The organism is Mesorhizobium maamorense (assembly GCF_044998965.1).
GTDB lineage: Bacteria > Pseudomonadota > Alphaproteobacteria > Rhizobiales > Rhizobiaceae > Mesorhizobium.
The window spans coordinates 1,488,040-1,513,314 of record NZ_CP173356.1; the positions used below are offsets into that span (position 1 = coordinate 1,488,040).

The 25,275-nt window shown below is 63.5% G+C and carries 28 protein-coding genes and 2 pseudogenes; 18 read left to right on the forward strand and 12 right to left on the reverse strand.

Annotated features, from left to right (window positions below):
• Window positions 1-154: 154 nt before the first annotated feature.
• The 4 genes from pgsA (at window position 155) to ACIU1A_RS07545 (ending at window position 2,342) form a co-directional block, all read left to right on the forward strand.
• A complete protein-coding gene (pgsA, locus tag ACIU1A_RS07530) occupies window positions 155-751 on the forward strand; it encodes a CDP-diacylglycerol--glycerol-3-phosphate 3-phosphatidyltransferase (RefSeq protein ID WP_140494400.1) in 597 nt (198 codons plus the stop codon).
• Between the two features lies 1 nt (window position 752).
• Entirely contained in the window at window positions 753-1,007 is a 255-nt protein-coding gene (gene moaD / locus ACIU1A_RS07535; RefSeq protein WP_140624569.1) for a molybdopterin converting factor subunit 1, read from the forward strand.
• 1 nt (window position 1,008) lies between these two features.
• Window positions 1,009-1,488, forward strand: a complete 480-nt coding sequence (locus ACIU1A_RS07540) for a molybdenum cofactor biosynthesis protein MoaE (protein ID WP_404926998.1) — start codon at window positions 1,009-1,011, stop codon at window positions 1,486-1,488.
• 92 nt (window positions 1,489-1,580) lie between these two features.
• Entirely contained in the window at window positions 1,581-2,342 is a 762-nt protein-coding gene (locus tag ACIU1A_RS07545; RefSeq protein ID WP_140494392.1) for a YbaY family lipoprotein, read from the forward strand.
• Between the two features lie 26 nt (window positions 2,343-2,368).
• Here the strand turns inward: ACIU1A_RS07545 and ACIU1A_RS07550 are convergent, their stop codons facing one another.
• The 3 genes from ACIU1A_RS07550 to ACIU1A_RS07560 form a co-directional block, all read right to left on the reverse strand.
• Entirely contained in the window at window positions 2,369-2,977 is a 609-nt protein-coding gene (locus ACIU1A_RS07550) for a class I SAM-dependent methyltransferase (protein ID WP_404926999.1), read from the reverse strand.
• Between the two features lie 131 nt (window positions 2,978-3,108).
• The gene (ndk, locus tag ACIU1A_RS07555) at window positions 3,109-3,531 is read right to left on the reverse strand and encodes a nucleoside-diphosphate kinase (protein WP_010915217.1); all 423 of its coding nucleotides are present in this window, start codon (window positions 3,529-3,531) and stop codon (window positions 3,109-3,111) included.
• Window positions 3,532-3,688: 157 nt separating this feature from the next.
• The gene (locus tag ACIU1A_RS07560; RefSeq protein ID WP_140898061.1) at window positions 3,689-4,843 is read right to left on the reverse strand and encodes an ISNCY family transposase; all 1,155 of its coding nucleotides are present in this window, start codon (window positions 4,841-4,843) and stop codon (window positions 3,689-3,691) included.
• A 297-nt stretch (window positions 4,844-5,140) separates the two neighbouring features.
• Between ACIU1A_RS07560 and ACIU1A_RS07565 the strand changes: the two genes are divergently transcribed.
• Window positions 5,141-5,389 (forward strand): DUF2934 domain-containing protein, encoded by a 249-nt coding sequence (locus tag ACIU1A_RS07565; protein WP_404927000.1) that lies wholly within the window; start codon window positions 5,141-5,143, stop codon window positions 5,387-5,389.
• Window positions 5,390-5,452: 63 nt separating this feature from the next.
• Here ACIU1A_RS07565 and ACIU1A_RS07570 read toward each other — a convergent pair whose 3' ends face one another.
• On the reverse strand, window positions 5,453-6,145 hold the full coding sequence (locus tag ACIU1A_RS07570; protein ID WP_140494385.1) for a glutathione S-transferase family protein: 693 nt from the start codon (window positions 6,143-6,145) through the stop codon (window positions 5,453-5,455).
• Window positions 6,146-6,210: 65 nt separating this feature from the next.
• Here ACIU1A_RS07570 and ACIU1A_RS07575 point away from each other — a divergent pair, with 65 nt between their 5' ends.
• From ACIU1A_RS07575 to ACIU1A_RS07590, 4 genes are all read left to right on the forward strand, one after another.
• Window positions 6,211-6,723, forward strand: coding sequence for a DinB family protein (locus tag ACIU1A_RS07575; protein WP_404927001.1), 513 nt, complete (start codon window positions 6,211-6,213; stop codon window positions 6,721-6,723).
• A gap of 320 nt (window positions 6,724-7,043) precedes the next feature.
• A complete protein-coding gene (locus ACIU1A_RS07580) occupies window positions 7,044-7,493 on the forward strand; it encodes a MucR family transcriptional regulator (protein WP_140494381.1) in 450 nt (149 codons plus the stop codon).
• Between the two features lie 136 nt (window positions 7,494-7,629).
• Window positions 7,630-9,507: an ABC-F family ATP-binding cassette domain-containing protein gene (locus tag ACIU1A_RS07585; protein WP_140494379.1), complete on the forward strand. Its 1,878-nt coding sequence runs from the start codon at window positions 7,630-7,632 to the stop codon at window positions 9,505-9,507.
• A gap of 156 nt (window positions 9,508-9,663) precedes the next feature.
• Window positions 9,664-11,772: a molybdopterin-dependent oxidoreductase gene (locus tag ACIU1A_RS07590; RefSeq protein WP_404927002.1), complete on the forward strand. Its 2,109-nt coding sequence runs from the start codon at window positions 9,664-9,666 to the stop codon at window positions 11,770-11,772.
• Between the two features lie 11 nt (window positions 11,773-11,783).
• Here the strand turns inward: ACIU1A_RS07590 and ACIU1A_RS07595 are convergent, their stop codons facing one another.
• Window positions 11,784-12,926, reverse strand: a complete 1,143-nt coding sequence (locus ACIU1A_RS07595) for a flavin-containing monooxygenase (RefSeq protein ID WP_404927003.1) — start codon at window positions 12,924-12,926, stop codon at window positions 11,784-11,786.
• A 69-nt stretch (window positions 12,927-12,995) separates the two neighbouring features.
• Window positions 12,996-13,475 (reverse strand): Lrp/AsnC family transcriptional regulator, encoded by a 480-nt coding sequence (locus ACIU1A_RS07600; protein ID WP_140494372.1) that lies wholly within the window; start codon window positions 13,473-13,475, stop codon window positions 12,996-12,998.
• Between the two features lie 102 nt (window positions 13,476-13,577).
• On the opposite strand from ACIU1A_RS07600, the pseudogene ACIU1A_RS07605 reads away from it, so the two are divergent.
• The 3 genes and pseudogenes from ACIU1A_RS07605 to ACIU1A_RS07615 all read left to right on the forward strand — a co-directional run bounded on the left by ACIU1A_RS07605 (window position 13,578) and on the right by ACIU1A_RS07615 (window position 17,192).
• Window positions 13,578-14,793, forward strand: a pseudogene (locus ACIU1A_RS07605) (diaminopropionate ammonia-lyase).
• Window positions 14,790-16,016, forward strand: a complete 1,227-nt coding sequence (locus ACIU1A_RS07610) for a Zn-dependent hydrolase (protein WP_404927004.1) — start codon at window positions 14,790-14,792, stop codon at window positions 16,014-16,016. The pseudogene ACIU1A_RS07605 and the gene ACIU1A_RS07610 overlap by 4 nt, the downstream one beginning before the upstream one ends.
• Before the next feature lie 17 nt (window positions 16,017-16,033).
• Window positions 16,034-17,192: pseudogene (locus ACIU1A_RS07615) on the forward strand (M20 aminoacylase family protein).
• A 213-nt stretch (window positions 17,193-17,405) separates the two neighbouring features.
• Here the strand turns inward: ACIU1A_RS07615 and ACIU1A_RS07620 are convergent.
• Window positions 17,406-17,546 carry a hypothetical protein gene (locus ACIU1A_RS07620; protein ID WP_404927005.1) on the reverse strand — a complete coding sequence of 47 codons (141 nt, stop codon included), beginning with the start codon at window positions 17,544-17,546 and terminating at the stop codon, window positions 17,406-17,408.
• 110 nt (window positions 17,547-17,656) lie between these two features.
• Here ACIU1A_RS07620 and ACIU1A_RS07625 point away from each other — a divergent pair, with 110 nt between their 5' ends.
• The 6 genes from ACIU1A_RS07625 to ACIU1A_RS07650 all read left to right on the forward strand — a co-directional run bounded on the left by ACIU1A_RS07625 (window position 17,657) and on the right by ACIU1A_RS07650 (window position 22,186).
• Entirely contained in the window at window positions 17,657-17,830 is a 174-nt protein-coding gene (locus ACIU1A_RS07625) for a hypothetical protein (protein WP_181169231.1), read from the forward strand.
• Between the two features lie 69 nt (window positions 17,831-17,899).
• Window positions 17,900-19,993 (forward strand): ATP-dependent helicase, encoded by a 2,094-nt coding sequence (locus ACIU1A_RS07630; protein WP_404927006.1) that lies wholly within the window; start codon window positions 17,900-17,902, stop codon window positions 19,991-19,993.
• A gap of 8 nt (window positions 19,994-20,001) precedes the next feature.
• The gene (gene dapB, locus ACIU1A_RS07635; RefSeq protein WP_404927007.1) at window positions 20,002-20,775 is read left to right on the forward strand and encodes a 4-hydroxy-tetrahydrodipicolinate reductase; all 774 of its coding nucleotides are present in this window, start codon (window positions 20,002-20,004) and stop codon (window positions 20,773-20,775) included.
• A gap of 505 nt (window positions 20,776-21,280) precedes the next feature.
• Window positions 21,281-21,484: a DUF680 domain-containing protein gene (locus tag ACIU1A_RS07640; RefSeq protein ID WP_404927008.1), complete on the forward strand. Its 204-nt coding sequence runs from the start codon at window positions 21,281-21,283 to the stop codon at window positions 21,482-21,484.
• 44 nt (window positions 21,485-21,528) lie between these two features.
• A complete protein-coding gene (locus ACIU1A_RS07645; RefSeq protein ID WP_404927009.1) occupies window positions 21,529-21,756 on the forward strand; it encodes a DUF680 domain-containing protein in 228 nt (75 codons plus the stop codon).
• 190 nt (window positions 21,757-21,946) lie between these two features.
• Window positions 21,947-22,186, forward strand: a complete 240-nt coding sequence (locus ACIU1A_RS07650) for a DUF680 domain-containing protein (RefSeq protein ID WP_140494357.1) — start codon at window positions 21,947-21,949, stop codon at window positions 22,184-22,186.
• A 47-nt stretch (window positions 22,187-22,233) separates the two neighbouring features.
• Here the strand turns inward: ACIU1A_RS07650 and ACIU1A_RS07655 are convergent, their stop codons facing one another.
• From ACIU1A_RS07655 to purM, 5 genes are read right to left on the reverse strand one after another with little or no spacing between them, the layout of a single operon-like run.
• Window positions 22,234-22,743 carry a histidine phosphatase family protein gene (locus ACIU1A_RS07655; RefSeq protein ID WP_140520620.1) on the reverse strand — a complete coding sequence of 170 codons (510 nt, stop codon included), beginning with the start codon at window positions 22,741-22,743 and terminating at the stop codon, window positions 22,234-22,236.
• A 51-nt stretch (window positions 22,744-22,794) separates the two neighbouring features.
• The gene (locus tag ACIU1A_RS07660) at window positions 22,795-23,136 is read right to left on the reverse strand and encodes a type II toxin-antitoxin system HicB family antitoxin (protein WP_140494354.1); all 342 of its coding nucleotides are present in this window, start codon (window positions 23,134-23,136) and stop codon (window positions 22,795-22,797) included.
• The gene (locus ACIU1A_RS07665; protein ID WP_404927010.1) at window positions 23,133-23,387 is read right to left on the reverse strand and encodes a type II toxin-antitoxin system HicA family toxin; all 255 of its coding nucleotides are present in this window, start codon (window positions 23,385-23,387) and stop codon (window positions 23,133-23,135) included. The genes ACIU1A_RS07660 and ACIU1A_RS07665 overlap by 4 nt, the downstream gene beginning before the upstream one ends.
• 60 nt (window positions 23,388-23,447) lie before the next feature.
• Window positions 23,448-24,161, reverse strand: coding sequence for a phosphoribosylglycinamide formyltransferase (gene purN, locus ACIU1A_RS07670; RefSeq protein WP_404927011.1), 714 nt, complete (start codon window positions 24,159-24,161; stop codon window positions 23,448-23,450).
• A complete protein-coding gene (purM, locus tag ACIU1A_RS07675; protein ID WP_140494348.1) occupies window positions 24,158-25,234 on the reverse strand; it encodes a phosphoribosylformylglycinamidine cyclo-ligase in 1,077 nt (358 codons plus the stop codon). Before purM ends, purN begins: the two co-directional genes overlap by 4 nt.
• Between the last annotated feature and the right edge of the window lie 41 nt (window positions 25,235-25,275).

Consider the following 25,275-nt stretch of genomic DNA (forward strand, 5'->3'; position numbering starts at 1 on the left):
CGACCGTCGGCTCCCGGGCGAAGCAAGGAGCGGCGCGGCGTAGCCCGCGAGATGACAAGATTGGCCTATTTTTGCTGGCCAATCGATTTTGGCCTGTTGACCCCCTACATCAGCTTCTGATTTGAGTACGCAGGCAGAAAGAGTTCCCCCGGATATGGCTCAGCGCGCGTTCAACCTCCCGAACATCCTCACCTACGCCCGCATTATCGCGGTGCCGCTGGTGGTGCTGTGCTTTTTCCTCGAGGGGCATCTGAAGTCGAGCGACTTCGCCCGCTGGTCGGCGCTGATCATTTTCCTGCTGGCGTCCATCACCGACTATTTCGACGGCTATTTCGCCCGCGCCTGGAAGCAGACCTCGAACATCGGCAAGATGCTCGACCCCATTGCCGACAAGCTGCTGGTCGCGACATGCCTGCTGCTGCTTGCCGCTGACACCGACCGCCATGCCGGCATTGCCGGCTGGTCGCTGTGGGCGGCGATCATCATCCTGTGCCGCGAAATCCTGGTTTCGGGCCTGCGCGAATATTTGGCGGCGCTCAAGGTCTCCGTGCCGGTGACGCAGCTTGCCAAATGGAAGACCACTATCCAGATGGTCGCCATCGCCTTCCTGCTCGCCGGTCCGGCCGGCGACAAGATTTTTCCGCTGACCACACAGACCGGCCTGGTGCTGTTGTGGATCGCTGCCCTGGTCACGCTTTATACCGGCTATGACTATTTCCGTGCCGGCCTCAAGCACATCATGGACGAATAGGATGACGAAGCTCATCTACTTCGCCTGGGTGCGGGAGCGAATCGGCAAGCCGGACGAAGACGTGGAATTGCCGCATGGCGTCGACACGGTTGCGGACCTGTTGCGCTGGCTGAAGTCGCGCGGCGAGGAATACGACCATGCGCTGCAACATCCCGACGTGATCCGCGTCGCCATCAACCAGGAACATGTCGAGCACGGCGAGAAGATAGCAGGCGCGCGCGAGATCGCGCTGTTTCCGCCGATGACCGGGGGCTGAGATGGCCGGCGCGGTCGTACCCGTCGTGCGCGTTCAGCGCCGAGACTTTGACGTTGCCGCCGAAATCGCCAGCCTGACGCGAGGCCGAGCCGACATCGGCGCAGTGGTCACCTTCTCAGGCCTGTGCCGCGACGAACAGGGAACGCTTTCGGCCCTTGAGCTCGAGCATTATCCGGGCATGGCCGAGGCCGAAATCACTCGCATCGCGGCCGAAGCGGTTCTGCGCTGGCCGCTGCAGGGCATCACCGCCATCCACCGTCATGGGAAGATCCGGCCAGGCGAGAACATCGTGCTGGTGGTGGCGGCCTCCGTGCATCGGCAAGCCGCGTTCGAGGCGGCGAATTTCCTCATGGATTATCTGAAGTCGCGCGCTCCCTTCTGGAAGAAGGAGCATCGCGTTGACGGCTCCGAAGGCGGCTGGGTCGAGGCCAAGGAGAAAGACGAACAGGCGGCAGGACGCTGGAGGCCACCGTCCGAATAAATTCCGCCTCAGCCACGCATTGACCGCAATCCTTTGGCCAATTCGCTGTTGGTCAGCCTGGGCTGTGGCCAGCCCGGGGAAGGGAGATGGTCATGCTGGACAGGATAGCGGAGTTCTTCGTCTTCGGTTTCGTGCCTCTGGTCGTCGGTATACTGGCCGTGCCGGAACTCTCCGTGGCCGCCGAAAAAGCCCTGAAAGGCGAGGTGACCTACCGCGAGCGCATCGCTTTGCCGCCCAATGCCGTGCTCTCGGTCCAGCTTGCCGATGTCTCGTTGGCCGACGCGCCCGCCAAAATCGTCGGCGAACAGAAGCTGACGCCGGCAGGCCAGGTGCCGATCAGCTTTGCGGTCAAATTCGATCCGTCCCGGATCCAGCGGCGGATGACCTATGCGTTGCAGGCCCGCATCACCGTCGGCGACAGGCTCCTGTTCATCTCGGATGAGCGCCATCAAGTCGATCCGCTGACCGATGCGCCGCAAACAATCATGCTCAAGATGGTGACGCCAAGTCCCGAGCCCACTGCTTCCGTTCTCGATCAGCTTTGGCTTCTCGATTATGTCGACGGCGTAGCCATCACCGCATCGCAAGCGACATTCCGGGTGAGTGAAGCAGGCAAGGCCGACGGCAACGGTCCCTGCAACAGCTATTTTGCCACCGCCAACCTCGATGGCCAGAAGATCGCGATCAGCGACATCGGCTCGACCTACAAGGCCTGCGCGCCCGAGGTGATGGCGGAGGAAAAGGCGCTGTTCGAGGCTCTGGCAAAGGCGGCTTCGTATAAAGTCGATGCCGGCAAGTTGACCATCGCCGACGGGAACGGCCGCGAGATCCTGCGTTTCAGCGCCGCGAGCTGATGCCGTGAAACGGCTGTCGGCGGAGGTCAGCCGCTCATTTTTTCGAACACGGCGCCATAGTGGTAGGGCGGCACCTCGACCAGCTCGATGAATTTGAGGCCGGCCGCCTCGACGGCCGTGATGGTCTGTTCCGGCGATATCCTCAATTCGGTCTTCGGTCCGCGGGGCTCGCCGAGCACCGTGGTTTGTTCACGCGGCTGCTGATGCCAGTTGACGACAACAAAGCGTCCGGCAGGGACGAGCGCTTCGCTAACGGCTCGCGCCAGCCGTGGCCGGTCCGGCACGCCGTGGAAGGCGTTTGCCATGAAGATGAAATCGACGGGGCGGGATATCAGGCTCGCGAGTTCATAGGCATCGCCCGCTACGAGATCGAAATTCCTCGTGCCGTTTTCATTGAGCCGGCGACGGGTGACGTCGAGCAGGTCGGTATCGATATCGATGCCGAGGACATGGCGGGCGACCCTGGCGATGGGCAACGTAAACCAGCCGTCGCCACAGCAGAGGTCGGCCACCTCCATGCCCGGCTTCAGTCCCGTTGACGAAAGCACGGCACCGGGGTCGGGCCACAGCACCTCCCACCAGCCGCTCGATGGCATCTCGGTGCCCTGGAAGAAGCCGGGAATGGTGCTGGTCATGCTTCGCCGGCTCCCTGTGCCTGACCGACTTTAGCGCGGGCAAGGGTTCAACGGCAGTGCCGGATCGATCCGTTTCAATGAAAAAGGCCGGCAATCCGCCGGCCTTTTTCGGTCACAATGCCAGGGTCGGCTCAGCCGACGATCTCGGTGTCGGAGAACCAGTACTTGATCTCCTGCGCGGCGGTTTCCGGCGCGTCCGAGCCGTGCACCGAATTCTCGCCGATCGACAGCGCATGCACCTTGCGGATGGTGCCTTCGGCGGCGTTGGCCGGATTGGTGGCGCCCATCACCTCACGGTTCCTGGCAATGGCGTTCTCGCCTTCCAGCACCTGCACGATCGTCGGCGCCGACGACATGAATTCCACCAGCTCGCCGAAGAACGGACGATCCTTGTGGACGGCGTAAAAACCTTCCGCCTCGCGGCGGCTCATCCAAACGCGGCGCGAAGCGATGACGCGCAGACCGGCATCTTCCAGCATCTTGGTGATAGCGCCGGTGAGATTGCGCCGCGTTGCGTCCGGCTTGATCATGGAAAAGGTGCGTTCGAGCGCCATTGGGTCGTCCTTGTCTGGTTGGATTGGGAGTGGCGGGCTCTATACAAGCCGGCCGGCCCATTGCCAAGAGGAAGTCGACAGAGGTGTCGGTAGCTAATCAAGTTGTCCGGTTTGGTAGCACATGATCTGTCCGCTTCTGTTTTGGCGTCGAAGCGGTTCACGCGGCTTGCCTGATGGGGCAAGTGTCTTCGATTGCGGCGCCGTCAGAGCTGTAGCGAGCGATGCGGCGCGGCCCGTGAAAGATCGCCAGGGTTCCATCCGGGTAGTGCCTGACCTTGACGGTGGCTTTGACGAAGTGATGCCGGATCGGGCTCTGCGGCAGCTGCAATCGCAGCCGCGCGAAGGCGACCGTGTTGTCGCGGGCAACGACGCGCTCCTCCTCGATGCACAGGATCTGGGCCAGTTGTTGCGGGTCTGCGGCGACAAAGGCGCTGTCCTCGACCGCGGCCGGCCTGGCGAAGCGGGCATTGTGAGCTGGTAGGTAGGTCTGTGCGATGAACCGGTTGGCGGCCTCGATGTCGGCAATTCCGGCCAGCGCCAGCTCCCTCGGCAGCCGATCCTGCAAGGTGGAGAACATCCGCTCCGAGCGGCCTCGCGCTTCAGGGGAATAGGCTGGAATATGTTCGATACCCAGCCGCTCGAGCGCCCGGCCGACCTGGGTCAGCCGGCTTTTGTCGACCGCCTCGCCGGCCTTCAGCGTCACGAAATAGTGGCTGCCGCGATCGCTGTAGAGGCTCGATGGCAATCCCTTGGCGACGAATGTCTCCAGAAGGCCCTGAAAGCTCGACGCCGTGCCTTCCTCCTCGATCAGGAAGGCCGAATAGATCGTGCTCGTCGCATCGTCCATCGTCACGATCAGGTCCAGCATCGGCTCACCCGCCAGCCATCGATGACGGCTGCCATCCTGATGCAGCATCATCCCCTCGCAAGGCTTCCTCTCCCGCTTGCGCCGGTGAGCACCGCGCCGCTTGGCCCGTTCCACAAGGCCCGCCGCGTGGAGCTGCGTCTTGATGAAGGTGTAACCCCAGCTGAAATGGTGATCGCGCAGCAGGTGCTCGTGGAAATGCTTCACATTCCAGCCGAGGTAGCGATGACGGTAAAGCTCCAGCATCTCCTCAATCGCTTCCGCCGGCACCCGACGCGTCGAAAGCTTGCCCAAGCGCCGATCCAGCAACCCAGCTTCCCCAGCCTCTTCGTACCGGTCGCGGTAGCGTCGGAATTGCCGCTCCGACATGCCAAGCAACTCGCCTGCCTCCATCATCGAAAGATCGCCACCATTCCAGCGGCTCAATACGTCTCGAAACTTTTGCATTCTCCGGTCCTGTAGCCATGCCGTCCGCTTCATCCCCAGCCTCCATCCGCTGGCGATAAAACCGGACAACTCACGTGCTACCTAATCCGGACAACTCATCTGCTTACGACAGAGGAAGTCGACAGAGGAAGTCGACAGAGGTGTCGACAGGGGAAGTCGACGCCATGCGCGTTTGCGTGCCGGGCCGATATCGGCGATGCCGCCAGCCCGAGATCGGACGGCTGCAATATTAGGCTTTGCTTGCTATAGTCACATGTCGGCGCCGCGCTGAGGTCGGCCCGGATGGAGACCATGACCATGACAGACGATCGCCAGGAGCGCATTCGCAGCCGCGCACATCATATCTGGCAGGAAGAAGGGCAACCGGCCGGACAGCATGAGCGCCATTGGCAACAGGCGACGGTCGACATCGACCAGGAGGATGCAGGGTCATCCGCGTTGAAGAAGCCAGCAAGAAAGGCGGCCGTCGCCGGCAAGGCAAAAACCGCGCCCAATGAGGCCAAGACCGCGGCCAAGCCCGGCAAGCCAAAAAAGGCGGCCAAATAAGACCTGGCCATAGCGGAGCCGATGGCTCGTCGTTAGCCCTGCCGCAAGGTCAGGCGCTACGGTTCACGCGGCCGCCGCAACCGTTCGACCCAGCCCGCCATGCAGGTCGAGGCAGCGGGCGAACCACTGCGCCACGACATCGTGGTCGTCGAGCAATGGGTAGGGCGAGGCGACGCGTGCCCATTGCAGCGCGCCGAACACGATATAGTCGGCGAACAGGGGCGAATCTCCGCCGATGAATGGCTGATAGGCGAGCATCGAGCGCAGCGGCTCCAGCGAAGCCCTGAAATTGCCAAGCCCGGCGTCCCGCGCGGCCATCACCTCCTCCAGGCTCTTGCCCAGGCGCTGCTCCCGGCTCTGGCGGAAATAGGCGGCGTTCTCCGTATCCTGCATGGCATAAAGGTCCATGATCGCGGCGGTGGTCACATAGGGATGGATGGTCAGTTGCGACCAGCGCTCGATGAAGCGCGCCATGGCCTTGCCGCCTTCACCGCCAAACAGCGACGGCCGGTCCGGATAGGTTTCGTCGAGATAAAGCGCGATGGCGAAGGAATCCGCGACGACCGTCTCGCCGTCGCGGATCACCGGCACGAGTTTCGATGCGCCGCCCTCGACGCGGGGCACTTCGAGAAAACGCGTCGGCACCGCGCTGATCTCCAGCCCCTTATGCGCCAGCGCCATCGTCGCCTTCCAGCAATGCGGGCTGAAGGGGCGGGTGGCGTCGCGTCCGACGAGATCATAAAGCAGAATGGTCATTGGCGGCGGCTTCCTTGCGGTTTAGGTATCCCGCAACGCCTCGACACAGGCCGGCGGGAGAAAAGATGAAACGGCACTTCATGATGTTTGCGGCCTATAATCAATGGGCCAATGGCCGCATCTACGATGCCGCCGCCGATCTCGACGAAGAGGAATTCAATCGCGACGTCGGCGCTTTCTTCGGCTCGATGAAGCGCACGCTCAACCATCTCCTGGCCGCCGATCGCATCTGGATGAAGCGCTTTACCGGCGAGGGCGATGCGCCGACGGCGCTGGACGCCATACTGTACCAGGCGTTGCCGGGCCTGCGCATGGCGCGCGAGGCGGAGGACCGGCGGATCGTCGGCTGGGTTGGCGCGTTGAGCGACAAGGCGCTGTCGGGCCGCTTTATATACATGACGGTATCGGACATGCGCACCGTCTCGCAACGGCTGGCTCCGGCGCTCGACCACGTCTTCAACCACCAGACCCACCACCGCGGCCAGGCCCATATGATCCTGACGGTTCTGGGCCGCCCTTCCGTGCAGCTCGATCTGGCGCATTTCCAGCGCACCGAGGAAGGGCGCGCATACGCCTGATTTCGGCCGCCGGCTGCGATAGAGCAGTTTTCACCGTTTCACGGAAACTGCGAACTGAGGGCCGAAAGACGTTGGAGCGCGTTATGACCGACGGCGCGTGTTTTACAGATATTGGCCTTCCAACCGGGCCGCCCAAGTCTGCCGACCCGAAAAATTAGCTTTTCTAGTTTGCACGGAGCCGATTTCCCTAAAAAATATTTGACTGCAAGTCTTGATTCGTTTTGAGATTTGCTGGTCCGTTTGGGGGACGCGGTTAAATAAATGCATCGACGAAATTCTTCTCTGGGGTAGATGATTTTGTCGCAAATAGGGTGAAAGATTTGTCAAATATCGAGGATAAGACCGTTATCGAGCTGACCGCTGACATTGTCTCGGCCTATGTCGGCAACAACCCGCTGCCGGTTTCCGGCCTGCCTGACCTGATTGCCAGCGTCAGTGCCTCGGTGCGAAAGCTCGGAGGTGCCGTTGTCGCGGAAAGTCCAAGCCTGGTTCCTGCGGTGAACCCGAAGAAGTCGGTTTTTCCCGACTACATCGTCTGCCTGGAAGACGGCAAGAAGTTCAAGTCGCTCAAGCGGCACCTCAGGACGGACTATGGGCTGAGCCCGGATGAGTATCGCACCAAATGGGGCCTGCCGCCCGACTATCCGATGGTCGCTCCGAACTACTCAGCGACACGGTCAGCGCTGGCGAAGTCGACGGGACTTGGCCGCAAGCCGGCAGCGCCGGCCCCCGTGGCCAAGGCGACAAAGCGCGGCAAAGCCAGCGCCTGAGCGCGGCCGACTGCAGCCGGAAGCCTCTGAGCTGCGATGTTGACGGCGCCATTGCGCGCGCCGTTTTCATGCCTTGCGTGGCCAACCGGCCCGCAAGGTCTTGCGAAGCGCCGGTCTCCCGTGCAAAAGCGCGGCCATGCTTATCATCAACGACCTCTCGCTGCGCATGGCGGGGCGCTTGCTTCTCGACCATGCCTCGCTGACCTTGCCGGCCGGCACCAAGGCCGGACTTGTCGGCCGCAACGGTACCGGCAAGACCACGCTGTTCAAGGCCATAACAGGCGATTTCCCTTCCGAGACGGGCTCGATCAGCCTGCCGAAGAACACGCGGATCGGCCAGGTGGCGCAAGAAGCGCCCGGAACCGAGGAGCCGCTGATCGAGATCGTGCTCAAAGCCGACCTCGAGCGCACGGCGCTGCTCGAGGAGGAAAAGACGGCGACCGATCCGCACCGTATTGCCGACATCCATATGCGGCTGGCCGATATCGACGCGCATTCGGCCGAGTCGCGCGCCGCCACCATCCTGGCCGGTCTCGGCTTCGACGACGCCGCGCAGCGCCGCCCGGCCTCCTCGTTTTCCGGCGGCTGGCGCATGCGCGTGGCACTCGCTGCCGTGCTGTTTTCCGAACCCGATCTTCTGCTGCTCGACGAGCCGACCAACTATCTCGATCTCGAAGGCACGCTGTGGCTCGAAAACTATGTTTCCAAATATCCGCACACGGTGCTGCTGATCTCGCACGATCGCGACCTGCTTAACCGCGCCGTCAACTCGATCGTCCATCTCGACCAGAAGAAGCTGACCTTCTGGCGCGGCGGCTACGACCAGTTCGAACGCCAGTACACCGAGCAGAAAGAACAGCAGGAAAAGGGCCGCATCAAGCAGGAAGCCGCCCGCAAGCATATGGAATCCTTCGTCGAGCGTTTTCGCGCAAAGGCATCCAAGGCAAGACAGGCTCAGTCCCGCATCAAGGCGCTTGAAAAGATGAAGCCGATCACGGCCATCGTGAACGACACGGTGCGGCCATTTTCTTTCCCGGAGCCGGTGAAGACGGTGGCCTCGCCGATCGTCGCGCTGAACAATGTCAATGTCGGCTATACACCCGGTGAGCCGATCCTGAAGAAGATGACCTTGCGCATCGATGCCGACGACCGCATCGCGCTGCTTGGCGCCAATGGCAACGGCAAGTCGACCTTTGCCAAGCTGCTCTCCGGCCGCCTGAAGCAGGAGACCGGCACCATGACCGTGGCGCCGGGGCTGAAGGTGGCGATCTTTGCACAGCACCAGCTCGACGATCTCAGGCCTGAGGAAAACGCCTACGAGCATGTTCGCAGGCTGATGCCGGAAGCGCCGGAATCGAAAGTGCGCGGCCGTGTCGCCCAGTTTGGGCTCACCACCGAAAAGATGAACACGGCGGCGAAAGACCTATCCGGCGGCGAGAAGGCGCGGCTGTTGATGGGTTTGTCGGCCTTCGAGGGGCCGAACCTGTTCATCCTTGACGAGCCGACCAATCATCTCGACATCGATAGCCGCGAATCCTTGATCCATGCGCTGAACGAGTTCCCCGGCGCCGTCATCCTGATCTCGCACGACCGCCATCTCCTGGAAGCGACGGCGGACCGGCTGTGGCTGGTCAAGGATGGCGCCGTCAACCCCTATGACGGCGACCTCGAAGATTACAAGACGCTGGTCACAGGCGTGTCCGGCGACCGGCGCGAGCGGCGCGAGGCGGAAAAAGCCTCGAAGGCCGACCGCCGCCGCGAGGCGGCCCAGCGCCGCGCCGCCTTTGAGCCGCTGGCCAAGGAAATTCGCGCCACCGAAGCGCTGATGGACCGCATCCGCAAGCGCATCGACGGCATCGAGGACGAACTGGCCAACCCAGCAATCTACGAAAAGGATCCCTCGACGGCGACAAGGCTGGCCAAGGAGCGATCGCAACTCGCCCAGACGCTCGCCGGCCACGAGGAAAAATGGCTGACCATGTCGGCCGAGTATGAGGAAGGCACGGCGGAGTAGTTACCCTCCCCCTTGTGGAGAGGGTCGATCCGCGAAGCGGAGCGGGGTGGGGGTCTGCGCCACAACCCACCCCGGCGCTACGCGCCGACCCTCTCCTTCAAGGGGACGGTCAGATCTGGCCCTACACGCCTGTTCGAAAACGGCTAAACAAGTGCCATGAACCAGCACGCCAGCCTTCGCATCGGCCATTCGGCCTGTCCGCATGATTGCCCGTCGACCTGCGCGCTCGAGGTCGAGTTGCTTGACGGCAACCGCATCGGCCGCGTCCATGGTGCCAAGTCCAACAGCTATACGGCCGGCGTCGTCTGCGCCAAGGTTGCTCGTTACGCCGACCGCGTCCACCATCCCGATCGCTTGCTGAAGCCGCTGGTGCGCAAAGGCGCCAAGGGCGAGGGCGCCTGGCAGGAAACAAGTTGGGAAGCGGCGCTGGACCTCGTCGCCGAAAAGTTCATCGCGGCCGAGGAAAAATACGGCTCGGAGACGGTCTGGCCTTATTTTTATGCCGGCACGATGGGGCTGGTGCAGCGCGACGGCATCGAGCGGCTGCGGCATGCGAAGAGATATTCGGGCTTCTTCGGCTCGATCTGCACCAACCTGGCCTGGACCGGCTGGATGATGGGGGCGGGCGCGCTGCGCGGTCCCGACCCGCGCGAAATGGCCAAGTCCGATTGCGTGGTGATCTGGGGCACCAATGCCGTGGTGACCCAGGTCAACGTCATGACCCACGCCATCAAGGCGCGCAAGGAGCGCGGTGCCAGGATCGTGGTCATCGACGTCTATGAGAACGCCACGATGAAGCAGGCCGACATGGGCCTTGTCCTGAAGCCTGGCACCGATGGCGCGCTGGCTTGCGCGGTCATGCATGTGCTGTTCAGGGAAGGCTTGGCTGACCGCGCCTATCTCGAGAAATACACCGATGACCCGAAAGGTCTGGAAGCGCATCTGCGCACACGCTCACCCGAATGGGCGGCCGCGATCACCGGATTGACTGTGGCCGAGATAGAGAGTTTTGCCCGTCTCGTCGGCACGACCAGGAAAACCTATTTCCGCCTCGGCTACGGCTTTGCCCGCCAGCGCAACGGCGCGGTCAACATGCATGCCGCCTCCTGCATCGCCGCCGTCACCGGCGCCTGGCGATATGAGGGCGGCGGCGCCTTCCATTCCAATTCCGGCATCTTCAAGCTCAACCAGGAGGTGCTGGAGGGCACGCGCATGCGCGATCCCTCGATCCGCTTTCTCGATCATTCGCGCATCGGCCCGGTGCTGACGGGGGCGCCGGATGCGCTCTATGGCGGGCCGCCGGTGACGGCGCTGCTCATCCAGAACACCAACCCGGCCAATGTCGCGCCCGAGCAGCGGCTGGTGAAGCAGGGTTTCTTGCGTGAGGATCTGTTCACCTGCGTGCACGAGCAGTTCATGACCGACACGGCCAAGCTCGCCGACGTCGTGCTGCCGGCAACGATGTTCGTCGAGCATGACGACATCTACAAGGGCGGCGGCAACCAGCACATCACGCTCGGCCCGAAACTGATCGAGCCGCCGGAAGGGCCGCGCACCAACCATTTCGTCATCGAGCAATTGGCTGAGCGCCTCGGCGTCGCCGACAGGCCGGGCTTCGGTCTCACCGAACAGCAGCATATCGATATCATTCTGGGCAAGCGCGGGCTGGGCAGCTTTGCCAGCCTGAAGGAGCAGAAATGGGTCGACCTGCAGCCGGATTTCGAAACCGCGCATTTCACCAAGGGCTTCGGCCATGCGGACGGCAAATTCCGCTTCCGCGCCGATTGGACCGGACAAGCCGCCCCCAATAGGCCGCCGAAAAGCATGGGCCTGTTCGGCCCGGTGGAGCAGTTGCCGCAATTTCCTGATCATGTCGACCTGATCGAGGTTGCCGACGAGGCGCATCCGTTCCGGCTGGCTACGTCGCCGGCACGCAACTTCCTCAACTCGACCTTTTCCGAAACGCCGGTGTCGAAGGCCAAGGAAGGCCGGCCGGAATTGCTCTTGCATCCCGACGATGCCGCCGCACACGGTTTGGCAGAGGGCGATCGTGTCGAACTCGGCAATGCGCGCGGCGAGGTGGTGCTGCATGCGAGGCTGTTCGACGGCATCAAGCGCGGCGTGGTGATCGCCGAAGGCATCTGGCCGAACAGCGCGCATGAGCGCGGCGAGGGCATCAACGTGCTGACTGGCGCCGATGCACCCGCACCCTATGGCGGCGCGGCATTCCACGACAACAAGGTGTGGCTGCGCAAGGCAAGCTGAGCGGCCTCAGCTCATACCGGCAGGGTTTCGGCCGTCCTTTTTCTGTTCTGCCGGAGACGAATGTCGTCGGCGATCGCCTGGGCTTCGATTCCGATTTCGCGCAGCAGGCCGGTGACCGAATTGTGGAAGCCGACGAGATAAAGACCGAGTTCCGAAGCGCGCGCATTGACGCCGCTGGCGCCAGGCTCAACGCCGGGCTGGAGGAATTTGGCATAGGCTGGGCGGTAGCCGGTGGCGAAGATGATCGCGTCGAAGTCGCTGTGCCGACCATCGACGAAACGGGCGCCGCCCTCTGATATCTCGGCAATGTCGGGCGCGACCTTGATCGCGCCTTCGCGGATCTTGCCGATGGTGCCGACATCGATCACCGGGATGCGCGACGCCAGGGATATCTGCTCCAGCAATCCCTGCTTGGGCCGTTTGAGCCCATATTTCTCCAGCCTGCCCAACACCAGATCGAGGATGATAGGAAAGACGGCGTCATTGACGCGTCGCGGCCCCAGGCGCGTCGCCATGCTGACGACCTGGATGGGCACCCCGAGCAGTTCGCGCGGCACGATATGGACGCCGCCGCGCACGGAGATCGTCGGATGCGCGCCGCCTTCCGCCAGGTCGAGCGCGATCTCGGCGCCGGTGTTGCCCATGCCGATGACCAGCACCGACTGGCCGGCAAACAGCGTGTTGTTGCGGTAATCCGCGCTGTGCAGACTTTTGCCCTTGAAACTGCCGGCGCCGGCGAATGCCGGCATCAGCGGCTCGGCATTGTATCCCGAGGCAATCACCACATGGGAAGCGCGCACGGTGCCCGATGTCGCTTCGACGCCCCAGCTTCTGCCCTGCCGGCGGATCGCACGCACCGCTTCTCCAAAGCGGGGCCGCAAATCGAAGCGTTGCGCATAGGCATCGAGGTATTCGACGAACAGATCACGTGGCACATAGCGCGGATAATGCCTGGGGAAGGGCACGAAGGGCAGGGATGAATAGCGCTTGGTCGTGTGCAGGTGGACGCGCTCGTAGTGGCGCCGCCAGGCGGGAGCGGGCTGCTGCTCTTTTTCAAGCAAGATGAAGTCGACCCCGGCCTGCCGCAGGCACGCGGCAACGGCCAGGCCCGCCGGCCCGGCACCGATGATCGCAACCGGGGTGGTGTCGTGCAAGCGCGCCTCCCGCTGCTAATTCGCGATGCGGAGAATGGCGAAAGCATGCCAGACATGCAACCTGATCGCTCATCCCGGCAGCGGCACCGTCAGGCCGACCTTGACGCGGTCCATGGCCACGAAGGTGCGGAATTTGCGGACATTGTTGCTGTTGAAGAACAGGCGCCGCGTCAGCGCCTCATAGGCGCTCATGTCGGCCACCGTGATGGCCAGGATGAAGTCGGCCTCGCCTGTCACATAGTAGCATTGCTGGACTTCCGGCGCCGCCAGGAATTGCCGCTTGGCCGCGTCGATCAGTTCGGTGCGTTCGCTTTCGAGTTCGACCTCGACGAAGATGGTGATGGGCTGGCCGACCGCCGCCGGTTCGATGACCGCGACATTGGCCGCGATGACGCCGGTCTGTTGCATGCGCTTGATACGGCGCTGCACCGCCGGCGCCGACAGGTTCACGGCCTCGCCGATCAGTCGCTGCGGCGTCGTGTTGTCCTTCTGCAGCACGGCGAGAATGGCGAGGTCGAAACTGTCGAGCGAGGCTGGCAACGCAGGCAATGGCATGTCCTGAGGAAACAAACTTGCATTTCGGGGCCTTGAATACAGCGCTTTTTGCGCCTGCCTTGCAATATAGTCTCGTTGTCAGCCAAGGAGGCCTTGATGTTCCTGCTCAACCGCAATGCCTTGCACGGCAGCCCACTCGATCCGGTCGACGCCGAAACGCTTGGGGTTGCGGGGGCAGACGCGGCCGAGCGTTTCCTGTCCCATCGCGCCAATCATCAGGAGACGCCGCTGGATGCGCTGCCGGCGCTGGCCGCCGAACTGGGCATTGGCGCCATCCACCTCAAGGATGAGGGTTTTCGCCTCGGCCTCGGTAGCTTCAAGGCGCTTGGGGGCGCTTATGCCGTCGTTCATCTGGTGCTGGAGGAAGCGGGCCGCCGGCTTGGCAGGCCGCTCGGCATCGCCGATCTCGATCAGCCCGATGTCAGGGCGGTCGCCGCCACCATGACGATGGTTTGCGCGACCGACGGCAATCACGGCCGCTCGGTGGCACAGGGCGCGCGGCTTGTCGGGGCCACGGCGACGATCTTCGTCCATGCCGGCGTCAGCGACGAACGCATCACGGCTATCGCCCGCTACGGCGCCGAGATGATCCGCGTCGACGGCAACTACGATGATTCGGTCAGGCAAGCCGCACGCGTCGCGGCGGACAAGGGCTGGACCGTCGTGTCCGATACCTCGTGGCCCGGCTATGAGCGCATTCCGGGCCTTGTCATGCAAGGCTACACCGCGATCATGCGCGAGGCGCTGCGCCAGCTCGGCGAACCGCCCACCCATGTCTTCGTCCAGGCCGGGGTCGGCGGCATTGCCGCCGCCCTGGCTGGCCATCTCGCCATCGTGCTCGGCGATGCCAGGCCGGTCTTCACGGTGGTCGAGCCCGCACGTGCCGCTTGCATCCTGGGCGCCGCCAGGGCTGGCCATCCTGTCAAGATCGCGCATGGCGAAGCGACTGTCATGGCGATGCTCGAATGCTACGAGGCGTCGCCTGTCGCCTGTCGCCTGGCGCGTGCTGGCGCGTGCCGCCGATGCCTTCATGACCGTCGACGAGGAGGATGCGGTCGCCGTGATGCGGAGGCTTGCGCGGCCGGCCGGCGGCGATCCGGCCATCGTTGCCGGCGAAAGCGGCGGGGTCGGCCTGGCCGGACTGATCCGGGCGCTGGCCGACAATAAGGCCGAACTCGGCTTCGACCGGCTCTCGCGGGTGCTGGTCGTCAACACCGAAGGCGCAACCGATCCCAGGCGTTATGCCGAACTCGTCGGCGTGGCCGCCGCGGACGTGCTTGCGGGCAAGGTACTTTCTGGAGCAACGCCATGATCTCGGTCGACGCGCAGCGGCTGCTTGGCCGTATTCGGGACCTCGGCGCCATCGGCCGCGACGGCGAGGGCCGGCTGGTGCGGCTTGCCGCCTCGGACGCCGACCGGCAGGGCCGCGACCGCTTCGTCGGCTGGTTGCGCGAGGCGGGGCTCGAAGTCGCCATCGACCGCATGGGCAATATCTTCGGCATCTGGCGGACGCCTGAGAATGCCGGGCAGGCGCCGATCCTGATAGGCTCGCATATCGATACGGTCATAGATGCCGGCATTTATGACGGCTGCTACGGCGTGTTGGCCGGGCTGGAGGCACTCGAGACACTGAAGGCATCAGGCTTTGTCCCGTCACGCCCGTTGGCCGTTGCCGCCTTCACCAACGAGGAAGGCGTGCGCTATTCCCCCGACATGATGGGCTCGCTGGTTCATGCCGGCGGTGTTGCGATCGACGAGGCGCTGGCGGCCGTGGGGACCGACGGCAGCGTGCTCGGGCAGGAACTGGCGCGCATCGGCTATGCCGGCGACGAGCAGCCGGGCTTCCTCAAGCCGCATACCTATCTCGAACTGCATATCGAGCAGGGCCCGGTGCTGGAGCGCGAAGGCGTGCCGATCGGCGCGGTGGAAAACCTGCAAGGCATCTCCTGGCAGCGCATCACCATCGACGGGGTCGCCAACCATGCCGGCACCACGCCGATGTCGATGCGCAGCGACGCCGGCCATGCGGCCGCGCGTGTCGTCGCCTTCCTGCACGATCGTGCCAAGGCTTCGAACACGCCGACCGTCGCCACCGTCGGCACGATGCGTTTCGAGCCCAACGCCATCAACGTCATTCCCTCGCGAGCGGTCTTCACCATCGACCTGCGCGATCCTTTCGAGCACCGGTTGCAGGCGGAGGAATCAGCACTCGCCGCTCACCTCGAAGAACTCACCGCCGCCGAAGGCGTGATGATCTCGGTCGAGCGGCTGGCGCGCTTCGAGCCGGTGATCTTCGACAGCCGCATCGTGGAGCTGATCGAGGCCGCTGCCATCAATCGCGGGCTGGTTTCGAAGCGCATGACGTCCGGCGCCGGCCATGATGCGCAGATGATGGCGCGTATCGCACCTGCCGCGATGATCTTCGTGCCGAGCGCCGGGGGCATCAGCCATAATCCGCGCGAATACACCGAGGGTACCGAGCTCGTCGCTGGCGCCAACATTCTGCTCGATGTCGTCACCCGACTTGCAACCTAGTTGAGAGGGGCGGAGAAATGGCCAAAATCGACCTCGATGCCTTGAAGCAGGAGATGACCGGCTGGCGGCGCGATCTGCATGCCCATCCGGAATTCGGGTTCGAGGAAAAGCGCACCGCGGCCTTCGTCGCTGCCAAACTGCGCGAATTCGGCCTCGACGATGTGACCGAGCGCGTCGGCGGCACCGGCGTCGTCGGCACGCTGAAGCGCGGCAGCGGCAACAGGGCGATCGCGCTCAGGGCCGACATGGATGCCCTGCGCATCACCGAGCAATCGGTTGTGGCCTATGGCTCGCAAAATCCCGGAATCATGCACGCCTGCGGCCATGACGGCCACACCACGATGCTGCTCGGCGCGGCGAAGCTGCTGGCCGGGGAGGGCGGGTTCAACGGCACGGTGCGCTTCATCTTTCAGCCGGCCGAGGAGTGGGGCAGGGGCGCGCTGGCCATGCTCGACGATGGGTTGATGCGCCGCTTTCCCTTTGATGAGATTTTCGGCCTGCACAATCTGCCCGGATTGCCGATTGGCCATTTCGAAACCCGCCCCGGCCCGATGATGTCGGCCGAGGATATCTTCGAGATCGTTCTGAGAGGCCTCGGCGGCCACGCTGCCGGGCCGCAGGATGGACAGGAGACACTGGTCGCCGCTTGCGCGCTGGTCACCAATCTGCAAACCATCGTCTCGCGCCGGCTGAGCCCGGCCGACATATCGGTGGTTTCGGTAACCGAGCTGATCACCGACGGCACCCGCAACGCGCTGCCCGGCCTTGCCCGTATCCTGGGAGACGCCCGCAGCTTTCGCCCCGAGGTCAGCGCCGAGATCGAGAAGCAGATGCGCACCATCGCCGCCGGCACCGCCGCCGCCTACAACGTCACCGCCGAGGTCGCCTACAGCAGGGAATTCGTGCCGCTGCACAACGACGCCGAATTGGTCGACGAGGCCTTTGCAGCCGCCGGAAACGTGTTCGCGCCCGAAGGCGTCGCCGTCGCCCGCGAGCCGATGACCGGCTCTGGAGGATTTTGCCCGTTTCCTCGCTCACGTGCCCGGTTGCTTCGTCTTCCTCGGCAATGGCGACACGGCGCCGCTGCACAATCCGAGCTACGACTTCAACGATGACGGCCTGCTGTTCGGCACGAATTTCCATGCCGCGGTCGTCAGACGGCGATTGGGAGCATGAACGGCGCGGTCGTTCCGGAATTTGGCGGGAAGCCAAAGGGGTGGAATCCCCATGACGCTACGGCAAGACTCAGCTAACATCCACATTGCGGCGGACCTGATATCCGCCTGGCCGGCGCTATCAGGCACCTCCCAAGCGGCGCCGGCCGTCCTTTCCAGGCTGTGCTTTGTGCTGTCCCGCCGTGGTCCGCGGCGTTGGTGCACGCATGTCAACTCATTTGCCGGTCTTATCGACTACAGGATTGCCGTCGGCGTGCGGGTTTTCCGCTGCCGGGGCCTTGGTTGGCGGGACGTTGTTGTCGCAGGCCGACACGGCCAGAACGATCAGCAGAAGGCCTAGGGAGAGCTTCTTCATCGCTACCTCCTCTCGTCTGACAACGAGACGACCTCCGTTTGGTTGCGACGATCAAGCCGAGGAACAAAAGCTCATGTCTCCGGTTGGATCAGGCAAAGGAGGACTGCTGGATGATCCGTCTGCTCTTGGCCTGCACCATCGCCTTCGTCACTTACCGCCTCGCGCGCAAGCTGATCGAGGACGTACCCGACACCGTCGATCCCCTGTTGCTGCCAGTCCCGAAGAATGATCGGGAGGCATTGCGCAGGCAGTCTGCGGCCATGGGTGTCGATCCGGAACGCTGACCTGTCGACCCTGAGCTCGCCGCGCCGCTTCCTTGTTGCGAACAAAGCGGAAACGATGCTTGATGGGCGATGAACCTTGCCGCCCATGATTCGACATTTCGGGAACCGACCGACCAGCCTGCTTATCTCGCAAGGCTGAACGACGCCCAACGCCAGGCCGTCGAACATGGCGATGGCGGGATCGCAGGACCGCTGTTGGTGATCGCCGGCGCCGGCTCGGGCAAGACCAACACGCTGGCGCATCGCGTCGCCCATCTCATCGTCAAGGGGGCTGATCCGCGCCGCATCCTGCTGATGACGTTTTCACGCCGCGCCGCGTCCGAAATGGCCAGGCGCGTCGAGCGCATCGCCGGCGAGGTGCTCGGCCGTAACGCCTCCATCGTCACTGACGCGTTGACCTGGGCCGGCACCTTCCATGGCATCGGTGCGCGGCTGCTGCGCGATTACGCGCAGGAGATCGGCCTCGATCCGGCGTTCACCATCCACGATCGCGAGGATTCGGCCGACCTGATGAACCTGGTGCGCCACGAACTCGGCTTCTCGAAGACGGAAGCGCGCTTTCCCACCAAGGGCACCTGCCTTGCCATCTATTCGCGCGCCGTCAACGCGCAGGCGCCGCTCGGCGAGGTGCTGGGCTCCGCCTTTCCATGGTGCGCCGGATGGGCCGAACAGCTGAAGCAGCTGTTCGCCGGCTATGTCGAGGCCAAGCAGGCGCAGAACGTGCTCGATTACGATGACCTGCTGCTCTACTGGGCACAGATGACCGCGGAACCGGAAATTGCGACGCATCTGGGCGGGCGTTTCGACCATGTGCTGGTCGACGAATACCAGGATACCAACCGGCTGCAGGCCTCGATCCTCATGGCGCTCAAACCCGATGGCGCCGGGCTGACGGTGGTCGGCGACGATGCGCAATCGATCTATTCGTTCCGCGCCGCCGAGGTGCGCAATATCCTGGACTTCCCAAACCAATTCGCGCAGGCCGCCGATGTGGTGATGCTGGAGCGCAACTACCGCTCGACCGAAACCATTTTGGCCGCCGCCAATGCGGTAATCGGCGAGGCCTCGGAACGCTTCACCAAAAACCTGTGGTCGGAACGCAAATCCGCCGCCAAGCCGAGGCTGGTGACTGTACGCGACGAGGTCGAACAGGCCAATTTCGTCTGCGAGGCCATCCTGGCCGAGCGCGAGGCCGGCACGGCACTGAAATCGCAGGCGGTGCTGTTTCGCGCCTCGCACCACAGCGTGCCTCTGGAAATCGAGCTGACGCGGCGCAACATTCCCTTCGTCAAGTTCGGTGGGCTGAAATTCCTCGATGCCGCTCACGTCAAGGATGTGCTGGCGGTGCTGCGCTTTGCCGAAAACCCGCGCGACCGCGTCGCCGGATTTCGCGTGCTGCAGCTTTTGCCGGGCATCGGCCCCTCGGCCGCGGCGCAAGTCGTGGAGACGATGACATCGGCGCTGGACGAGGCGATGGGCCTTGCCGGCTGGCGGCCGCCGCAGCGTGCGGCGGATGACTGGCCGGGCTTCGTCTCGCTCTACTCCGGCCTGCGTGCCGGCGCCAAATGGCCGGCCGATCTCGAACAGGTCAGGCTCTGGTACGAGCCGCATCTCGAGCGCATCCACGAGGACGCAACCACGCGCAGGGCCGACCTTCTGCAGCTCGAGCAGATCGGATCCGGCTACGCTTCGCGCGAACGGTTCCTGACCGAGCTGACGCTCGATCCGCCGGACGCGACCAGCGACCAGGCCGGGCCGCCGCACCGCGACGAGGATTATTTGATCCTGTCGACCATCCACTCGGCCAAGGGCCAGGAGTGGAAGAACGTGTTTGTGCTCAACACCGTCGATGGCTGCATTCCGGCCGATCTCGGCGTTGGTACCAGGGAAGATATCGAGGAGGAGCGCCGGCTGCTTTACGTGGCGATGACAAGGGCCAAGGACAGCCTCAACCTGGTCATGCCGCAGCGCTTCTTTCCGCATGGCCAGGCGGCGCGCGGCGACCGCCATGTCTATGCCTCGCGCACGCGCTTCATCCCGGCCTCCCTCCTTGCGGCATTCGAACAGACGGTATGGCCGGCAGCGCAAGCAGCACCGGGCAGGGCGCCCCGGCCGGAGATACGCGTCGACATTGGCGCGCGCATGCGCGGCATGTGGAAATAGCCGCAGCGATGAAGCCAGTCAGGATCGCAATTGCCGGTGCGCTCGGCCGCATGGGGCGCCAGATGGCGGACGCCGTGCAGGCCGACTCGCGGCTGGCGCTCACTGCCCGCTTTCATCGACCGGGCGTTGTAGGCGATGGGCTGGTCAGCCGCGACGAGGCGCTCGGCCTGGCCGATGTGGTGATCGATTTCACCACGCCGGCGGCATCGGCCGATCTGGCGAGAGCCTGCGCCGGCCGTCGCGGGCCTGCCATGGTCATTGGCTCGACCGGTTTCGGTGACGCTGAATTGGCAGCCATCGCCGATGCCGCGAAAACCGTTGTCATCGTACGCTCCGGGAGCTTTTCGCTTGGGCTCAACATGCTGGTCGGATTGGTCGAGCAGGCGGCGAGAGCGCTCGGTCCCGCGGACTGGGATGCAGAGATTTTAGAGGCGCATCACCGCCACAAGATCGATGCGCCATCGGGCACCGCCCTGATGCTCGGCCAAGCCATTGCCGACGGACGCGGCGTCGAACTCAATGCGATGGCGAGGCGTGTTCGCGACGGTGTCACCGGTGCGCGGCCTGCCGGCGAGATCGGCTTCGCGATGCTGCGCGGCGGCAGCATCGTCGGCGAGCACAGCGTCAGCTTCTGCACCGGGGGCGAGATCGTCACCCTGTCGCATGCGGCCGAGGACCGCGTCATGTTCGCCCGTGGCGCCATCGCCGCAGCCCTCTGGGTGGCCGGGCGACCGCCCGGTCAATACGGTATGCGCGACGTCCTTGGCTTTGGCGCTTCTTGACGGGCCAGAACCCGCCGCTTTCCATTTCTCCAGTCGCCAAAATGACTGAAAGCTTGCGCCTGCCGCGACCGGAGGCGAAGCCTCCGCGTGGAGAATGCGGCGCGCCTCTTGGCGCGTCCTTCAGCCCGTTTGCAAGCGACAATGTCGACCCAGCCGCAAAGCAAACGCCCGGATGCGGCCACTTGCGCGGGCCTTACGTAGATAAGACCGAACCGTTCGGTTCGATTTATGTTGACGGACCGTACATCAAACGGTGAACGTACGCTCTGCGCAAACGGGTGGGCTCAATGGAGTTTTCTCAATAAACCGTTGGTTCAACAAGATAAAATTGTGGCAGCCAGCGATGTCGTTTCAATTTCAAGGGCCGTCCCACAGCTTTTTTGGCACATTTTCGTGACTGGAAACGACAACACCGCAGACCCATCTCGGGGTGGTCCGAGCGACGCGAAATCCTCCCAAGGGCACGCCACTAGACGGACAGAACAAACATACTGGAGTAACCAAAATGACCAAGATCGCTCTTACCGCCGCTGCCATCCTCGTTGCCACGGGCACCGCTTTCGCCGGCAGCGACAATTATGGTTCGGCCAACGCCAATCAGCCCGCCGCCGCTGTCGACCATTCCGTCATCGCTTCGATCTCGAAGACGAATGGAACCGTCCAGGCCCCGGCTTCGCAGGGCGCAGACCGCAACCTTTTCGGCCGTTGATCGCGACTGCCGACATCAACCAACTTGAACTCAGGAGTAAAGAAATGACCAAGATCGCTCTTACCGCCGCCGCCATTCTCATTGCCACGGGCAGCGCCTTTGCCGGCAGCGACAATTATGGTTCCAACAATTTCAACCAGCCGGTTGCCAACCAGTCGACCTCCAACATCGACACCACGCATACCGGCTCGATCACCAAGTCCATAAAGGCGCAGGGCGACGCGAATGCCAACGTGCCGGCTCAGTCTGGCCAGGGCATCTGGGGCCGTTGATTCTGTAAGTCTTCGACCACAAAGAGCGGTGGGCCCGGCCCGCCGCTCTTGTTTTTTGCGCATGACCAATCCTCCAAGCTCGGCAGAAAACAATCCGAGCCCAGGAATAAAACAGGAGTGCCTGGGGTCTTGTCCTTAGCGGAACCGTCCTCCCAAGACGCCGCCTAACGGATGAATCCAGGAGATTGAAATGAACAAGATCGCCCTCGCCACCGCCGCCATCCTCGTTGCGACCGGCAGCGCCTTTGCCGGCAGCGACCATTATGGCTCCGACAATGCCAACCAGCCCGTCGCCCCGATGGCGGGCGTGGACCACCTTGTCACCGGCGCGCTCAAGGATACGGGCATGGCCGGCCACGAGACAGGCGATGCCAAGACGAAGCCCACTACCGACTGGCCCGAACCCGGCCAAGGCATCTGGGGCAATTAACGTCCCGGACACGCAGCGGCCTTGGCTGCCAGCTTAACCCCGGATTTCTAGCGCAGATCCTTCGGACGCAGGCAATGCGTCAGCCGCGCGGACGACAGGTTGGACCAGTCGCCCTGGAAAACGAGGCGCGCAAAGGCTGCCGTTGGAAATTTTCCTTCGAGCCTCCTGCGCGCCTTGGCCTCTGACCCTGGCCCGGCAAGCTGTTTCGCCAGATATTGCAGACCGGGATTGTGGCCGACCACCAGCAAGCTGTCGTTCGACGGATCGGCTTGACGAATCTGGCTCAGAATATCCGTCGCCGAGGCTTCATAAAGCGCCTCGGAGAACGCGACTCGTGGATGCGCTGGCAACTCCGCGTCCACCAGCCGCCAGGTCTCACGGGTGCGCAGCGCCGGCGATACCAGCGCCTGGTCCGGGAGCCACCCGCGCGCCGCGAGTTCGCGCCCTATCAATTGGGCCGCCTTCAATCCGCGTTCGGCGAGCGGCCGGTCGAAATCGGGGAGGTTGGGATCGTCCCAACTCGACTTGGCGTGGCGCAGCACAAACAACTGTTTCACGATACTCCCGGTCGAATGGCGGATGCAGATGGAGGCAGGACAGCTGCTGGTTCAGGCAATTTGCTTTTCGGCGGCCTCGCGCAAGACTTCTTCTCCCCACTGGTTCAGGCTCTTGCCTGCGAGTTCCGCTGCCATTGCGACTTTTGAATGAACCGAGGGGTCAACGCGCAACATGAGATTGCCGGAATAAGGTCTTTGCGGCGACTTACCGATTTTCGCGCAAGTTTCGACATAGTCGTCCACGGCTTCATGGAAGGCGGCTTTTAGCCCCGCGACAGTTTCTGAATGGAAGGATACGCCGTCTCGAATACCGGCAATACGGCCGAAGAAAATCTCGTCATCGTCATCATAATCAACACGGGCCGAATAGCCCTTGTAGGTCATCGCATTCATGGCTTCACTCCGATCCTCAACAAGAATTGGCGAGCATCCCGTACTTGATATCGCTTTGCTTCCTTTGAAGGGTGTGGCCGGTGGAACGTCTCGACTTCGCTCTTAAAGACAAAACGCACGCGTGAGCCGCTTCCTTCGATCACCTGGCAACCAACGGCGACCAGCAAGGCTTCGACGGCAATCCATTCGGTACTGCCCGAAACTGGATCGGTGAATATCGCTTTGAGCACGCGCCTATGCTTGCTGTTCATGCAAGCATGAGATAGGCGGGTGCGCCAAAGTTTGCAATCAAATTATGACTGCAAAAATGCCTACGGCGTGATCCGCGCCAATTGCTCGAAATCGATTTCCTCGCGTAGCGGGCTCGGTGCAATGATCGTCGAGGTTGCATTGTCGGCATCGTCGGCGAAGCGGGCAAACACGGCGCGGCCCTTTTCCATCCGGGCCTTGCCCTCGGCGACCAGCCCCAGCGCCAGCGGATAGAGCTGGTGTTCCACCTTCAGCACCCGTGCGGCAAGTGTGTCGGCATTGTCGCCGACCATTACCGGCACGGCCGCCTGTGCGATGATCGGGCCGTCATCCATCTCGGACGTGACGAAATGCACCGTGCAGCCATGGATGCGCATGCCGGCGGCAAGCACGCGCGCATGCGTGTCGAGCCCCTTGAAGGCTGGCAGCAGGGCAGGGTGGATGTTGATCATGCGACCCTGCCATTTCTGGACGAGGCCGGTGGTCAGAATGCGCATGTAGCCGGCCAGCGCCACGATCTCGGCATTGAAGGCCGTGAGCGCCGCATCGATCGCGGCGTCATGGGCCTGCTTGCTGGCGTGGTCGGCCCGGGAAATCACCTGGGTGGCGATGCCGCGCGCCCTCGCCATGCCGAGCCCGGCGGCATCCGTCTTGTCGGAGATGACGCCGACGATTTCGGCGGGGAAAGCCGGGTCGCTGGCGGCGGCGATCAGCGCCGTCATGTTGGAGCCGCGCCCCGAGATCAGGACGACAGTGCGTTTCTTCTGCGCGCTCATAGACCGATCGAACCTCGATAGATGACGCCGGCGTCGCGGCGCGGCACGATCCGGCCGATCGGCGTCACCGTCTCGCCGGCTTCCTGCAAGACGGCAGCGACCTGCGCCGCCTGGCCGGACGCCACCGCCAGGATCATGCCGATGCCGCAGTTGAAGGTGCGCATCATCTCTTCAGGCGCCACACCGCCGGTCTTGGCCAGCCATGAGAACACAGGCGGCACGTCGATGGCGTCGAGATCGAGCTCGGCCGAGAACTCCTTCGGCAGAACGCGCGGAATGTTTTCAGGGAAGCCGCCGCCGGTGATATGGGCCAGCGCCTTGATGCCGTGCGTGTTGCGGATCGCCTTCAGGATCGATTTCACATAGATGCGGGTCGGCTCGAGCAGCGCCTCGGCCAATGTGGCCTCGTCATTGAAGGGAGCCGGATCGGTCCATGCCAGGCCGCTGGTCGCAACGATGCGGCGCACCAGCGAAAAGCCGTTGGAATGCAGGCCCGACGAACCCAGCCCCAGCAGCACGTCGCCCTCGACGATGTCGTCGGTGGGCAGAAGCTGGCCGCGCTCGGCCGCGCCCACGGCAAAACCGGCAAGGTCATAGTCCTTGCCGTGATACATGCCCGGCATTTCCGCCGTCTCGCCGCCGATCAGCGCGCAGCCGGCCTGCCGGCAGCCCGCGGCGATGCCGCCGACGATCGCCGCACCCTGGTCCGGATCGAGCTTGCCGGTGGCGAAATAGTCGAGAAAGAACAGCGGTTCGGCACCCTGCACGACGATGTCGTTGACGCACATGGCCACCAGGTCGATGCCGATCGTGTCGTGCTTGCCGGCGTCGATGGCGATCTTCAGCTTGGTGCCGACGCCGTCATTTGCTGCGACCAGCACCGGATCGGTAAATCCGGCGGCCTTGAGGTCGAACAGGCCGCCGAAACCGCCGATCTCGCCATCGGCGCCCGGCCGGCGCGTGGCCTTGACCAGCGGTTTGATCTTCTCGACCATGAGATTGCCGGCATCGATGTCGACGCCAGCCTCGGCATAGGTGAGCCCGTTCTTACGCTTGACTGTATCGCGCTTCATATCTGGCTTGTCGCTGTTTCCTTTGCGGCTCTTCGCATGAA

Bases quoted from the DNA above. Each gene is read 5' to 3' on its own strand.
- pgsA (WP_140494400.1), top strand. From the start codon at position 155: ATGGCTCAGCGCGCGTTCAACCTCCCGAACATCCTCACCTACGCCCGC.
- ACIU1A_RS07585 (WP_140494379.1), top strand. From the start codon at position 7,630: ATGCTTATCATCAACGACCTCTCGCTGCGCATGGCGGGGCGCTTGCTT.
- ACIU1A_RS07540 (WP_404926998.1), top strand. From the start codon at position 1,009: ATGGCCGGCGCGGTCGTACCCGTCGTGCGCGTTCAGCGCCGAGACTTT.
- ACIU1A_RS07640 (WP_404927008.1), top strand. From the start codon at position 21,281: ATGACCAAGATCGCTCTTACCGCCGCTGCCATCCTCGTTGCCACGGGC.
- ACIU1A_RS07565 (WP_404927000.1), top strand. From the start codon at position 5,141: ATGACAGACGATCGCCAGGAGCGCATTCGCAGCCGCGCACATCATATC.
- purN (WP_404927011.1), bottom strand. From the start codon at position 24,161: ATGAGCGCGCAGAAGAAACGCACTGTCGTCCTGATCTCGGGGCGCGGC.
- ACIU1A_RS07645 (WP_404927009.1), top strand. From the start codon at position 21,529: ATGACCAAGATCGCTCTTACCGCCGCCGCCATTCTCATTGCCACGGGC.
- ACIU1A_RS07620 (WP_404927005.1), bottom strand. From the start codon at position 17,546: ATGAAGAAGCTCTCCCTAGGCCTTCTGCTGATCGTTCTGGCCGTGTCG.
- ACIU1A_RS07545 (WP_140494392.1), top strand. From the start codon at position 1,581: ATGCTGGACAGGATAGCGGAGTTCTTCGTCTTCGGTTTCGTGCCTCTG.
- ACIU1A_RS07665 (WP_404927010.1), bottom strand. From the start codon at position 23,387: ATGAACAGCAAGCATAGGCGCGTGCTCAAAGCGATATTCACCGATCCA.
- ACIU1A_RS07570 (WP_140494385.1), bottom strand. From the start codon at position 6,145: ATGACCATTCTGCTTTATGATCTCGTCGGACGCGACGCCACCCGCCCC.
- moaD (WP_140624569.1), top strand. From the start codon at position 753: ATGACGAAGCTCATCTACTTCGCCTGGGTGCGGGAGCGAATCGGCAAG.
- ACIU1A_RS07590 (WP_404927002.1), top strand. From the start codon at position 9,664: ATGAACCAGCACGCCAGCCTTCGCATCGGCCATTCGGCCTGTCCGCAT.
- ndk (WP_010915217.1), bottom strand. From the start codon at position 3,531: ATGGCGCTCGAACGCACCTTTTCCATGATCAAGCCGGACGCAACGCGG.
- dapB (WP_404927007.1), top strand. From the start codon at position 20,002: ATGAAGCCAGTCAGGATCGCAATTGCCGGTGCGCTCGGCCGCATGGGG.
- ACIU1A_RS07650 (WP_140494357.1), top strand. From the start codon at position 21,947: ATGAACAAGATCGCCCTCGCCACCGCCGCCATCCTCGTTGCGACCGGC.
- ACIU1A_RS07625 (WP_181169231.1), top strand. From the start codon at position 17,657: ATGATCCGTCTGCTCTTGGCCTGCACCATCGCCTTCGTCACTTACCGC.
- ACIU1A_RS07630 (WP_404927006.1), top strand. From the start codon at position 17,900: ATGAACCTTGCCGCCCATGATTCGACATTTCGGGAACCGACCGACCAG.
- ACIU1A_RS07550 (WP_404926999.1), bottom strand. From the start codon at position 2,977: ATGACCAGCACCATTCCCGGCTTCTTCCAGGGCACCGAGATGCCATCG.
- purM (WP_140494348.1), bottom strand. From the start codon at position 25,234: ATGAAGCGCGATACAGTCAAGCGTAAGAACGGGCTCACCTATGCCGAG.
- ACIU1A_RS07560 (WP_140898061.1), bottom strand. From the start codon at position 4,843: ATGCAAAAGTTTCGAGACGTATTGAGCCGCTGGAATGGTGGCGATCTT.
- ACIU1A_RS07575 (WP_404927001.1), top strand. From the start codon at position 6,211: ATGAAACGGCACTTCATGATGTTTGCGGCCTATAATCAATGGGCCAAT.
- ACIU1A_RS07610 (WP_404927004.1), top strand. From the start codon at position 14,790: ATGATCTCGGTCGACGCGCAGCGGCTGCTTGGCCGTATTCGGGACCTC.
- ACIU1A_RS07660 (WP_140494354.1), bottom strand. From the start codon at position 23,136: ATGAATGCGATGACCTACAAGGGCTATTCGGCCCGTGTTGATTATGAT.